Raw genomic sequence first — 12197 nt, 5'->3', positions numbered from 1 at the left:
GCCCACGCCTGAAAACGCACACATAAGCGTTTAATAAACAAAGACATTGGAGACTCTTCATGCACTCGATTTCCAAGGTGCGGCCGTGAGCCAGGCCACCCTCCGCGACATCGCGGAGGCCACCGGCCTGTCGATCGGCACCGTGTCGCGGGCGCTGAAGAACCAGGCCGGCATGACCGAGACCACGCGCAGCAAGGTGCGCGAGGCCGCCATGCGACTGGACTACGACTTCGGCCAGCTGAAGAAAGGACGCATCCGCCGCATCGCCTTCCTGCTGCACAGCCAGCACAACACGCTGGCGTCCAGCCCCTTCTTCTCGCCGGTGCTGCAGGGCGCCGAGGAAGCCTGCCGGCGCGAGGGTGTCGCCCTGTCCTTCATCGCGGTCGATCCGGCCGAGCCGGTGCTGGCCCAGATCCGGGTGCACCAGCCGGATGCCATCGTCTGCGCCGGCTTCTTCGAGCCGGAAGTGCTGGCCGCGCTGCAGCAGGTCGGCAAGCCGATCGTGCTGGTGGACATGCACAGGCGCGGCTTCACCTCGGTCAACCCGGACAACCTGCGCGGCGGCTACTTGGCCACCCAGCACCTGCTGCGCTGCGGCCGCAAGCGCATCGCCATGCTGTCCGGATCGCTGGCCCACTACAGCATTCAGCAGCGCAACCGCGGCTTCCGCCAGGCGCTGTTCGATGCCAGGGTCCATGCCGACCCCGGCCTCGAAGTCAGCATGCCCTTCATCGACGAAGGCGAGGAGGCGGTGGCGGAAGCCATGCGCAGCCTGTTCGCGCTGCCGAAGCCGGCCGATGCGGTCTTCTGCTACAACGACAGCACGGCGCTGGCCGCCATGAAGTTCTGCCTGAACGAGGGGATGAAGATCCCCCACGATATCGCGATCGTCGGCTTCGACGACATCGCGGCCGCCGCCGCCGCCATTCCTCCGCTCAGCACCGTCCGCGTGGACAAGGAAGCGCTGGGGCGGGCCGGCATCGATTTACTGCTTCACCAACCGGACGACAACCCATCCCAGATAACCGTGCCCGTCGAGATGATCGTACGCGAGAGCAGTTGCGACGACTGATGCACATCCAACCATGCCTACCATGACTACTCTCCCGAATTTCCGCGACCCCGCCGTCCTGCTCGACCATGCGCAGCACACCATGCGCTTCTACCATCCGCGCGCGATCGATCCCGCCGGCGGCATGTACCAGTATTTCAAGGACGACGGCGCGATCTACGACCCGCGCCACCGCCACCTGGTCAGCAGCACGCGCTTCGTGTTCACCTATGCGATGGCCTATCGCCACTTCCACGATCCGGCCTACCTGGAGGGCGTGCGCCACGCCGTGCGCTTCCTGCGCGAGGCCCACCGCGCGCCGGACGGCAGCGGCTACGCCTGGATGCTGGACGGCCGCGCCATCGAGGACGGCACCCAGCACGCCTACGGCGAAGCCTTCGTGCTGCTGGCCTACGCGCATGCGGCGATGGCCGGCGTGGAAGAGGCGCGCGCCTGGATCGGCGAGACCTTCGAGCTGATGGAGAAGCGCTTCTGGAACGAGGCGGACGGCCTGTACGCCGACGAAGCCAGCCAGGACTGGAGCACGCTCTCCAGCTACCGCGGACAGAACGCCAACATGCACGCCTGCGAGGCGCTGCAGGCCGCCTGGCAGGCCACCGGCGAACGCCGCTACCTGGAACGCGCCTACACCGTGGCCTACAACATCACCCAGCGCCAGGCGCAGCGCTGCGGCGGCCTGATCTGGGAGCACTACGACGCCCAGTGGCAGCCGGACTGGAAGTTCAACATCGACGATCCGGAAAACCTGTTCCGCCCCTGGGGCTACCAGCCCGGCCACTTCACGGAGTGGGCCAAGCTGCTGGTGCAGCTGGAGGCGCGCGCCAAGGGCGTGCTGGACCAGGACGTCGACTGGATGCTGCCGACCGCCGAAAAACTGTTCACGGTGGCGGTGGAGAAGGGCTGGGACCCCGAGCACGGCGGCCTGTGCTACTCGCTGGCGCCCGACCTGACGATCTGCGACTGGCACAAGTATTTCTGGGTACAGGCCGAGAGCGCCGCAGCCGCCGCCATGCTGGCCAGGCGCACCGGCAACGCCACATACTGGGACTGGTACGAGCGCCTGTGGGCCTACAGCTGGACCCACATGGTCGACCACCAGTACGGCGCCTGGTACCGCATCCTCGACCGCGAGAACCGCAAGCTGAGCGACGAGAAGAGCCCGGCCGGCAAGGTCGATTACCACACCATGGGCGCCTGCTACGACATCGTGGCCGTGCTGCGGGAGGCCGGCGATGCCTGATCCGACCAACACGGCGCCGCTGATGCTGTGCGCCGGCGAGGCGCTGACCGACATGATCCACCAGGGCGGCGAACAATGGGTGAGCCGCGTCGGCGGCTCCGTATGGAACGTGGCGCGCGCGCTGGCGGTGCTGGGCGAACCCACCGCGTTTGCCGGCGCCGTCAGCTGCGACCGCTTCGGCGACGCCCTGTGGCGCGCCAGCGAGGAAGTCGGCCTGAACCTGGGCCTGATGCAGCGGGTGGAGCGCTCGCCGCTGCTGGCCGTGGTGGAGCAAGGCGAGCCGCCGCGCTACTTCTTCGTCGGCGATGACAGCGCCGACCTGCATTTCGATCCCGAGGCGCTGCCGGTGGAGTGGCTGGATTCGCTGCGCTGGGCCCACTTCGGCGGCATCAGCCTGGCGCGCGAACCGCTGGCCTCGAAGCTGGTCGCGCTGGCGAAAAAACTGAAATCCCACGGCGTCAGGATCAGCTACGACCCGAATTACCGCAACGTGATGGGCAGGGAGTATGCGTGGACCCTGCAGAGCATGGCGACCCTGGCCGACGTGATCAAGGTGTCGGACGACGACCTGCGCGGCCTGCTCCCGCACTACGAACCGGACGAGGCGCTGCAGCATCTGCGCGGCTTCAATCCGGACGCGATCTGCCTGCTGACGCGCGGCGGCCAGGGCGCCAGCCTGTACCGCGGCGCGGAGCGCTGCGATGCGCGCGCGCCCAAGGTGGCGGTGGTGGACACGGTCGGCGCCGGCGACGCCAGCGTGGCCGGCCTGCTGCACAGCCTGGCGGGCCATCCGGATCGTCCGCTGCAGGCCCACCTGCATGCGGCGCTGGCGGCCGGTTCCGCCGCCTGCCTGCAGTCCGGCGCCACCCCGCCGCCGCCGGCGGCCATGCAACAACTATTCGAACAGCTCGAAGGAGAAGCCCCGTGATGAGCCGTACCCGTTTTGCCCTGTTCCAGCCGGCGCTGTGCGCCGCGCTGCTGGCGGCCTTCGCGCTGCCCATGGCCGCGCAGAGCGCGTCCGCGCCGGCTTCCCTCCCTGCCGCTCAGTCAGCTGGTCCTATGCCGGTCAACACCTTCATCGGCACCCAGGACGAAGGCAATACCTTCCCCGGTGCCTCGGCGCCGTTCGGCATGATCCAGGTCAGCCCGACCGCCGACCACTACGCCGGCTACCGCTACAGCGACAAGCGGATCCGCGGCTTCGGCCATTCCTACGTGTCCGGCGCCGGCTGCTGGGAGCAGGGCGGGCAGCTGCCGGTGCTGCCGGTGACCGGCACCATCGGCCCCGGCGGCGATTTCGACACCAGCAAGCCGGGCAGCTTCGACTACAAGAAATACGGCGCCGAATACAGCCACGAGGGCGAGGTCGGCCAGGCCGGCTACTACAAGGTCCAGCTCACCAGCTACGGCGGCATCACCGCCGAGGCAACCGCGCTGACCCGCGCCGCCGCCGAGCGCTACACCTTCGCGCCCGGCGCCGCCACCGGCCACGTGCTGCTCAACCTGGGCCAGGCCAACGAACGCCACAACGTGGTCGGCAGCGAAGTGAAGGTGGTGGACGACCGCAGCGTCGAGGGCAAGATCGTCACCAACAGCTTCTGCGGCGGCGCCAAGTACACCACCTGGTTCCGCATCGTGTTCGACCGCCCGGTGATCGCCCACGGCATCTGGGACGACCGCGGCGGCTGGCCGAACGCGAACGGTCCCAGCCAGGCGGGCGAAGCCAAGCCGCATGGCGTCTGGCTGAGCTTCGACCTGAAGAACGGCCGCGCCGTCACCGCGGTCAGCGCGATCTCCCACGTCGACGCCGAGGGTGCGCGCAGCAACCTGCGGGCCGAGGGCATGGCCGCGGGCAAGCCGATGAGCTTCGATGCGATGAAGGACAAGGCGCAGGCGGCCTGGCAGCGCGAACTGGCCAGCGTGCGCATCGAGGGCGGCAGCAACGACGACCGCACCGTGTTCTACACCGCGCTCTACCACGCTCTGCTGCAGCCGATGACCGGCAACGATGCCGACGGCCGCTACCGCGGCTACGACGACAACGTCCACACGGCCAGGGACTGGACCTACTACGAGTACTTCTCGCTGTGGGACACCTACCGCGCCCAGAACCAGCTGCTGGCCATGCTGCGCCCGCAGCGTGCGCGCGACATCGCGAATTCCGTGCTGAAGATCCGCGAGCAGGGCGGCTGGCTGCCGCGCTGGGGCTATGCCAACTTCGAGACCAATGTGATGACCGGCGACCCGGTCACGCCCTTCCTGGTCGACCTGTGGCGCTACGGCGCGCTGAAGGGCCGCGAGCGCCAAGCTTATGAGGCGCTGCGCCAGAATGCCTTCGGCGTCCCGCCGTTCAACATCCGCCCGCAGGGCCGCTCGGGCAACCCCAGCTACCTGCGCCAGGGCTTCGTGCAGTACGACCGCACCTTCATGGCCAAGGGCATGGACACCGACCCGCACCACGGCGCCTCGGCGACCCTGGAGTATGCGCTGGCCGACAGCGCGCTGGCGAAGATGGCCTGGGCCCTCGGCGAGGAAGACGACTCGATGACGCTGTCGCAGCGCGCCCTCAACTGGAAGAAGATCTGGGACGCGTCGGTGGTCGACGCCCCGACCGGCCAGCGCGGCTTCCCGCGTCCGCGCCTGAACGACGGCAGCTGGTTCGCCGACGTCGGCAGCGGCTTCGATCCGCGCGGCGACCACGGCTTCCACGAAGGCACGGCCTGGCAATACCAGTGGCTGGTGCGCCAGGATATCCCGGGCCTGGCCGCGGCGATGGGCGGCAAGGCCGAAGCCCTGCGCCGCCTGGACCTGTTCTTCGACTACGACGCCGTGCTGGCCGACCCGAACGCCGTGCGCAAGTCCTGGGTCGTGGGACCGTACAGCTACTACAGCCAGTTCCGCTACAACCCGAACAACGAGCCCGACCTGCACGCCCCCTGGGTCTACACCCTGATGGGCCAGCCCTGGAAGACCACCACCGTGCTGCGCGCGGCCGAGACCCTGTTCGGCAACGGCCCCAGCGGCGTGACCGGCAACGACGACCTCGGCACCATGTCGGCCTGGTACCTGTTCAGCGCGCTGGGCATGTATCCGGACACGCCGGGCAGCGGCCGCTTCATCCTGCATGCGCCGCGCTTCGCCCGCGCCGAAGTCGACATGGGCAACGGCCATACCCTGCGCATCGAGGCGCCGGAAGCCAGGGCCGGCGAGCGCCGCTTCGTGCAGTCGGTGAACTGGGCCGGCAAGCCGCTGTCGCGGGTGTGGCTGGACTGGGAGCAGCTGCAGGCCGGCGGCACCCTCGGCTACCGCCTCGCGCCGCAGCCGGACACCGCGGGCTGGGGCACACAGGCGGACGACCTGCCGTCAGCACTATAAGCACGATAAAAAATCGATAGGAGACACCGTATGGAACATATTTCGCAGCCGGCGCTGCGGCCGCAATCGGAAGCCCGCACGGGCAATACCGGGCCGCTGGTCATCATCACCATCCTGTTCTTCATGTGGGGCCTGCTGACCGCGCTGAACGACGTGCTGATCCCGCACCTGAAGGCGCTCTACACGCTGAACTACGTGCAGGCGATGCTGGTGCAGTTCTGCTTCTTCGGCGCCTACGCCATCGTCTCGCTGCCGGCCGGCATGCTGATCAAGAAGATCGGCTACCAGAACGGCGCCGTGACCGGGCTGGTGATCGCCGCCTGCGGCTGCGCGCTGTTCTATCCGGCGTCGATGAGCGGCTATGCGCTGTTCCTGCTCGGCTTCTTCGTGCTGGCGGCCGGCATCACCATCCTGCAGGTGGCGGCCAACCCCTATGTGACGGTGCTGGGCGACCCGCGCACGGCCTCGAGCCGCCTGTCGCTGACCCAGGCCTTCAACTCGCTGGGCACCACCATCGCGCCCATCCTCGGCGGCATCCTGATCCTGGCCGAAGGCGCCCAGGTCAGCGAGGCGGCCAGCGTCCAGAAGCCCTACCTGACCCTGGCCGGCGCATTGCTGCTGCTGGCGCTGCTGTTCGCCTTTGCCCGCCTGCCGAAGATCGAACACGCGGACGACGGCGTGGTGCAGCTCGACAGCACCACCAAGGCCTCGGTGCTGGCCCATCCCCACCTGCTGATGGGGGCGATCGGCATCTTCCTCTACGTCGGCGGTGAAGTCAGCATCGGCAGCTTCCTGATCAACTTCATCGGCGAGCCGCACATCGCCGCCCTCGGCCCGGCGGACGCGGCCCACTACGTCAGCTACTACTGGGGCGGCGCCATGGTCGGCCGCTTCGTCGGCTTCGCGGTGATGCGCTATGTCAGTCCGGGCAAGACCCTGGCCTTCAATGCGGCCGTCTCGATCGCGCTGATCCTGGTCGCCATCTTCGGCCACGGCCAGGCCGCGATGTGGGCCATCCTCGCCGTCGGCCTGTGCAATTCGATCATGTTCCCGACCATCTTCAGCATGGCCCTGTACCGCCTCGGCAAATTCACCGGCCAGGCCTCGGGCATCCTGTGCATGGCCATCGTCGGCGGCGCCGTGGTGCCCTTCGTGCAGGGCCTGCTGGCCGACTCGATTGGCCTGCAATGGTCCTTCGTGGTGCCGGCCGCCTGCTATGCCTTCATCCTGTACTTCGGCCTGAGGTTCGCCGGCCTGTACGGCGCCGGCAAGCAGCAGTGAACGGAAGACGGCTCCTGCCGGCGCTGGCGGGAGCCAGCCTGCTGGCCCTGGCCGCCATGCCGGCCGCTGCGGCCCTGCGCCCCGCCGGCAAGGTCGTGCAGGCCCTGCCGTCCGCCGACGGCGTGGACCTGCGCCTGTCCAGCGGCGCCCGGGTCCATGTCGGCTTCGCCACGCCCGACGTGGTGCGGGTGCGGATGGCGCCTTCCGGCCGCTTTGCGCCTGACCTCTCCTATGCGATCGAGGGCGCGCCGCCCACCGCCAGGGCGACCGTGGCGAAGCGGGGCGCCGTGACCGAATTGCGCTCCGCCAGCGGCACGCGGGTGGTGATCCGCAACGCGCCCGAGCTGGCGATCTCGGTGTACGACGGCACCGGCCGGCTGGTGCTCGCCAACGACCCGGCGCGTCCGATGTCCTTCGACAGGGAGGAGGGCGCGGTCGAAACCGCGATGCGCCGCGACCACTACGAGCTGTACTACGGCTTCGGCGAAAAGACGCTGCCGCTGTCGCGGCACCAGCAAGCCACGGTGATGTGGAACTCGGACGTCGCTCCCTATGCGGTGGGCCACGATCCGTCCTACCAGGCGATTCCCTTCTTCATCGCCCTGCATGAGGGCAGGAGCTACGGCCTGTTCTTCAATAACACCTGGCGCAGCTGGTTCGACATGGGCAAGCGCGAGCCCCACCGCTACAGCTTCGGCGCGAACGGCGGCGAGCTCGATTACTACGTTTTCACCGGCGGCGAACAGCGCAGCCCGGCCGGCGTCCTGCGCGACTACACGGCCCTCACCGGACGCGGCGCCCTGCCACCGCTGTGGGCGCTGGGCTACCAGCAATCGCGCTGGTCTTATATGAGCCAGGAAAAGGTGCTCGACATCGCGCAGGAGTTCCGCAAGCGCCGGATCCCGGCCGACGTGCTCTACCTCGACATCGACCACATGGACGGCTTCCGCGTCTTTACCTGGAATGCCCGGACCTTCCCCGACCCGAAGCAGATGCTGGACCGGCTGCACGGAGAAGGCTTCCACGCCGTGACCATCGTCGATCCGGGCATCAAGCTCGATGAGAATTATGCCGTCTACCGCAGCGGCAGGGAGCAGGGCGTCTACGTCCGCAAGCCCGACGGCAGCGAGCTGCACGAGAAGGTGTGGCCGGGCATCTGCGCCTTCCCGGACTTCACCCTGCCGGCGGCGCGTGCCTGGTTCGGCAGCCTGTACGCATCGGCGCTGGACCTCGGCGTCGACGGCTTCTGGAACGACATGAACGAGCCGGGCGTGTTTCCGGCCGACGGTTTCGACAAGCCGGAGCTGTCGCTCGGGCCGCAGCGGACCTTCCCGCTCGACGCCCGCCACGCCGGCGACGGCCGGCCCGGCAGCCATGCGCAATACCACAACGTCTATGGCATGCAGATGGCGCGCGCCAGCTTCGAGGGCTTGCGCAAGCTGCGGCCGGAGCGCCGACCGCTGGTGCTGACGCGCGCCGGTTTCGCCGGCGTGCAGCGCTACGCCGCGGTCTGGACCGGCGACAATTCGCCGACCTGGTCCCACCTGGCGCTGACGATTCCGATGCTGACCAACCTGTCGGTGTCGGGCGTGCCCTTCGTCGGTGCCGACGTCGGCGGTTTCATGGGCAGTCCGGGCGCCGAGCTGCACACCCGCTGGCTGCAGGCGGCGGCGCTGACGCCTTACTTCCGCACCCATTCGAACGACGTCTCCGCCGCGCGCGAGCCCTGGGCCTTCGGCGCCGAACTCGAAGGCATCAACCGCGCCACCATCGAGCTGCGCTACCGCCTGCTGCCCTATCTGTACACGCTGTTCGCCGATAACGAACGCACCGGCATGCCGCCGATGCGTCCGCTGTGGTTCATGTACCCCGGCGATACGCGCGCCAGCCTGGTCGACGACCAGTTCCTGCTCGGCGGCGACCTGCTGGTGGCGCCGGTGCTGCAGGAAGGGCAGACCAGCCGCGAAGTGGTTTTCCCGAAGGGCGATGCCTGGATCGCTTGGTGGGACGGCAGCCGGCATGCGGGCGGCACGGTGGCGCAGGTGGCCGCGCCGCTGGACCGGCTGCCGCTGTTCGTCCGCGCCGGCGCCGGCATTCCGACGGCGCCGGTGGTGCAGCACACGGGCGAGATGAAGACGGTGCCAATGACCCTGCTTGTCGCCGCCGGCGCCACCGGCAGCAGCCACGTGTTCCAGGATGCCGGCGACGGCTACGGCTACCGCAGTGGGGCATCGCGCACCATCGGGATGCGGCAGGAGGAGGGCGGCCTGCGGCTGGAGATCCCGCCGAATGCCGGCTACCAGCGCGTGGGCGCCGTCGAGTTCCTCGGCATCGACAAGCCGCCGGCCGCCATCCGCATCGACGGCAAGCCGGTGGAGGACGCGCACTTCGATCCGGCCACGCGGCGCCTGCGCATCCCGCTGCCGGACGAAAACGTGCGGCGCATCGAGCTCGAACACTGAAAGCTAATTGAAGGGGAAGCACGGTTAGAGTGGCGTCATATTCACCAGACCTATCGTTGGTATTCATGAAAAACGCTAACCGACTCCCGCTCCAAAACGCGCCGGCCCAAGCCCAGACCGAGGTACAAGCGTCCGCCCCATCCAGGTCCCTTCCGTTCTGGAAACTGATGGACATGCGTCTCGGCATCGTCCCGCTGCCGGTCTATCTGCTGCTGCTGGCGCTGATCGGCGGCTTCGTCGCGACCGGCAAGGTGCCGAACGATATCTGCGTCTCGATCGCCATCCTGACCGTCGGCGGCTTCTCGTGCGCGGAACTGGGCAAGCGCCTGCCGTTCTTCCGCAACATCGGCGCCGCCGCGATCTTCGCCACCTTCATCCCGTCCTACCTGGCCTTCAGCCACCTGATCCCGGCGCCGGTGCTGAAGAACGTGGTCGACTTCACCAAGTCCACCAACTTCCTCTACCTGTTCATCTCGTCCATCATCGTGGGCAGCATCCTGAGCATGGACAGGTCGGTGCTCATCAAGGGCTTCGTCAAGATCTTCGTCCCGCTGGCCGTCGGCTCGGTGGCGGCCGGCATCGTCGGCACCGCCGTCGGCGTGGCGCTGGGCAAGGGCGCCTTCCACACCTTCTTCTACCTGGTCGCGCCGATCATGGCCGGCGGCGTCGGCGAAGGCGCGATCCCGCTGTCGATCGGCTATGCCGGCATCCTGCACGAGGCCCAGGGCGAGATCTTCGCCCAGGTACTGCCGCCGGTGATGCTGGGCAGCCTGACGGCGATCCTGCTGGCCGGCATGCTGAACGCGATCGGCAAGAAGCATCCGCACCTGACCGGCGAAGGCCGCCTGCAGCCGGGCGAGCAGGACGATGCGAAGCCGCTGGCCGAAGTCATTCCCCTGCACATGGACATCGGCCATATCGCGGCGGCCGGCATCACCTCGATCTCGCTCTACATGGTGGGCATGCTGGCCTTCCGCCTGTTCGAGTTCCCGGCGCCGGTGGTGATGCTGTTCGTCGCCGTGATGTTCAAGCTGTCGCGCGGCGTCTCGCCCCAGCTGCAGCAAAGCTCCTACGTCGTGTATAAATTCTTCTCGACCGCGGTCACCTATCCGCTGCTGTTCGCCATCGGCGCCTCGATGACGCCCTGGGACAAGCTGGTCGCCGCCTTCAACGTGAGCAACCTGGTCATCATCGTGTCGACCGTCGTGACCCTGATGGCCACCGGCTTCGTGGTGGGCCGCAAGATGAACATGTATCCGATCGAGGCGGCGATCGTCAACGCCTGCCACAGCGGCCAGGGCGGCACCGGCGACGTCGCCATCCTGACCGCCGCCAACCGCATGCAGCTGATGCCCTTCGCGCAGATCGCCACCCGCATCGGCGGCGCGATCACCGTCACGCTGACCCTGATTGCGCTGGCAAGGCTGCACTAATCGTCCGCTTGTTTAGGAAACAGCACTAAATTGCAGCCCGATGCGGGGGATTTGCTGAAACGGCCGACGCTTCCTTTGTACTATCCGGAACGATCGCTCATCCTTCACATCGGAGTCATGCATGTTCGCTCGTCTTCGGCCGTCGCTGCTGGCCTGCGCCCTGGCCGGCACTCTGGCCACCTTCGCCAGCTTCGCCGCCGCCCCGGCACCGGGTAATCCCCATCATTCCGCGGTCTTCGGCGGCGGCCCCTTCTACAGCGGCGGCCAGGCGGTAATGGACGACCTGCGCGCATCCGGCTTCGACACGGTGATCCTGTGGAGCATCCACGTCGACGCCAAAAGCGGCAACCTCATTCTCAACGACAAGCTGCTCGTGGCCAACGGCCGCTACGTGGGCGATCCGGACTGGCCGTCCCGGCTTGCCACGCTCAAGCGGCAGCCGACCGGGGTCAGGCGCATCGAGGTGTCGATCGGTTCGGGCGGCACCAATGATTTCGCGGCGATTCGCGACCTGGTCGCCGCCCAGGGCAGCGGCCCGAGCAGCATCCTGTACCGCAACTTCCAGGCCTTGAGAGCCGCGACCGGCGCCGATGCCGCCAACTTCGACGACGAAAGTACCTACGACCTGGCGTCGTCGGCCCGCTTCGGCACGATGCTGGCGGCCCTGGGCTACAAACTCGCGCTGGTGCCCTACACGAAGCAGGCCTACTGGCGCAGCCTGAAGGATGCGCTCGGCGGCAAGGTCGACACCATCTACCTGCAGGTCTACGACGGCGGCGCGCGCAACGATCCCGCTGCCTGGTCGTCGGCGATGGGCATGCGCGTGAACCCGGGCCTGTGGTCCCTGCACGGCAAGGCTTGCCGGCAGGGAGATTCGCCGGCCGTCGTGCGGAAAAAGATGAGCGCGTGGAAGGCGGCGGCCGGCATTACCGGCGGTTTCATGTGGTTGTACGACGATATGCAGGCCTGCGGCGCCAGGGCCGGCGCCGCGCAGTATGCGCAAGCGATCGAAGCGGCAATCACCCCCTGAGCGTACCGGTTTTCGCCTTGGCGAAACATCACTAGCACATTCCAGTTTGGAAGGCTACTGGACTTTTGCGTCTGTTTGCGCTATCATTCCAGCAATATATTTGTTCAAAAGTATCTCCGCAGTACCGTATTTCCTCTCAACGAGCAGGAAATAATTCTTGGGCCCCAGCGCCCGTATCCGTCGTTAAAAGTCCTGAAACCCAGCCTCTTTTAACGCGCCCATGACACCCTGGTACCGGCACCAACGCCGCCGGAAAAGCGTGCCTCGTCCTGTTCGTCGCTTGCGCACGCCGATGCGCCGTTGC

8 protein-coding genes are annotated in these 12197 nt (G+C 67.6%); all 8 read left to right on the top strand.

The annotated features are described in order from the left end of the window. The first annotated feature begins 85 nt into the window (after window positions 1-85). The 8 genes from AC1DOQ_RS04110 to AC1DOQ_RS04075 all read left to right on the top strand — a co-directional run bounded on the left by AC1DOQ_RS04110 (window position 86) and on the right by AC1DOQ_RS04075 (window position 11893). Window positions 86-1072, top strand: a complete 987-nt coding sequence (locus tag AC1DOQ_RS04110) for a LacI family DNA-binding transcriptional regulator (RefSeq protein ID WP_477360537.1) — start codon at window positions 86-88, stop codon at window positions 1070-1072. Window positions 1073-1094: 22 nt separating this feature from the next. Then, entirely contained in the window at window positions 1095-2312 is a 1218-nt protein-coding gene (locus AC1DOQ_RS04105) for an AGE family epimerase/isomerase (RefSeq protein WP_477360535.1), read from the top strand. After that, window positions 2305-3240 carry a carbohydrate kinase family protein gene (locus tag AC1DOQ_RS04100; RefSeq protein WP_477360533.1) on the top strand — a complete coding sequence of 312 codons (936 nt, stop codon included), beginning with the start codon at window positions 2305-2307 and terminating at the stop codon, window positions 3238-3240. The genes AC1DOQ_RS04105 and AC1DOQ_RS04100 overlap by 8 nt, the downstream gene beginning before the upstream one ends. Next, the gene (locus AC1DOQ_RS04095) at window positions 3240-5687 is read left to right on the top strand and encodes a GH92 family glycosyl hydrolase (protein ID WP_477360970.1); all 2448 of its coding nucleotides are present in this window, start codon (window positions 3240-3242) and stop codon (window positions 5685-5687) included. Before AC1DOQ_RS04100 ends, AC1DOQ_RS04095 begins: the two co-directional genes overlap by 1 nt. Before the next feature lie 30 nt (window positions 5688-5717). Next, window positions 5718-6968 (top strand): sugar MFS transporter, encoded by a 1251-nt coding sequence (locus AC1DOQ_RS04090; protein WP_477360531.1) that lies wholly within the window; start codon window positions 5718-5720, stop codon window positions 6966-6968. Next, entirely contained in the window at window positions 6965-9430 is a 2466-nt protein-coding gene (locus tag AC1DOQ_RS04085; RefSeq protein ID WP_477360529.1) for a glycoside hydrolase family 31 protein, read from the top strand. Before AC1DOQ_RS04090 ends, AC1DOQ_RS04085 begins: the two co-directional genes overlap by 4 nt. Window positions 9431-9495: 65 nt before the next feature. Beyond that, window positions 9496-10863: a 2-hydroxycarboxylate transporter family protein gene (locus AC1DOQ_RS04080; RefSeq protein ID WP_477360527.1), complete on the top strand. Its 1368-nt coding sequence runs from the start codon at window positions 9496-9498 to the stop codon at window positions 10861-10863. A gap of 121 nt (window positions 10864-10984) precedes the next feature. Further along, window positions 10985-11893 (top strand): hypothetical protein, encoded by a 909-nt coding sequence (locus tag AC1DOQ_RS04075; protein WP_477360525.1) that lies wholly within the window; start codon window positions 10985-10987, stop codon window positions 11891-11893. Window positions 11894-12197: the final 304 nt, after the last annotated feature.

The sequence above is a fragment of the Massilia sp. 01N417 genome (assembly GCF_056399645.1).
The sequence above is the reverse complement of the archived record's forward strand: the minus strand, read 5'-3'. Positions and strand labels throughout refer to the sequence as shown.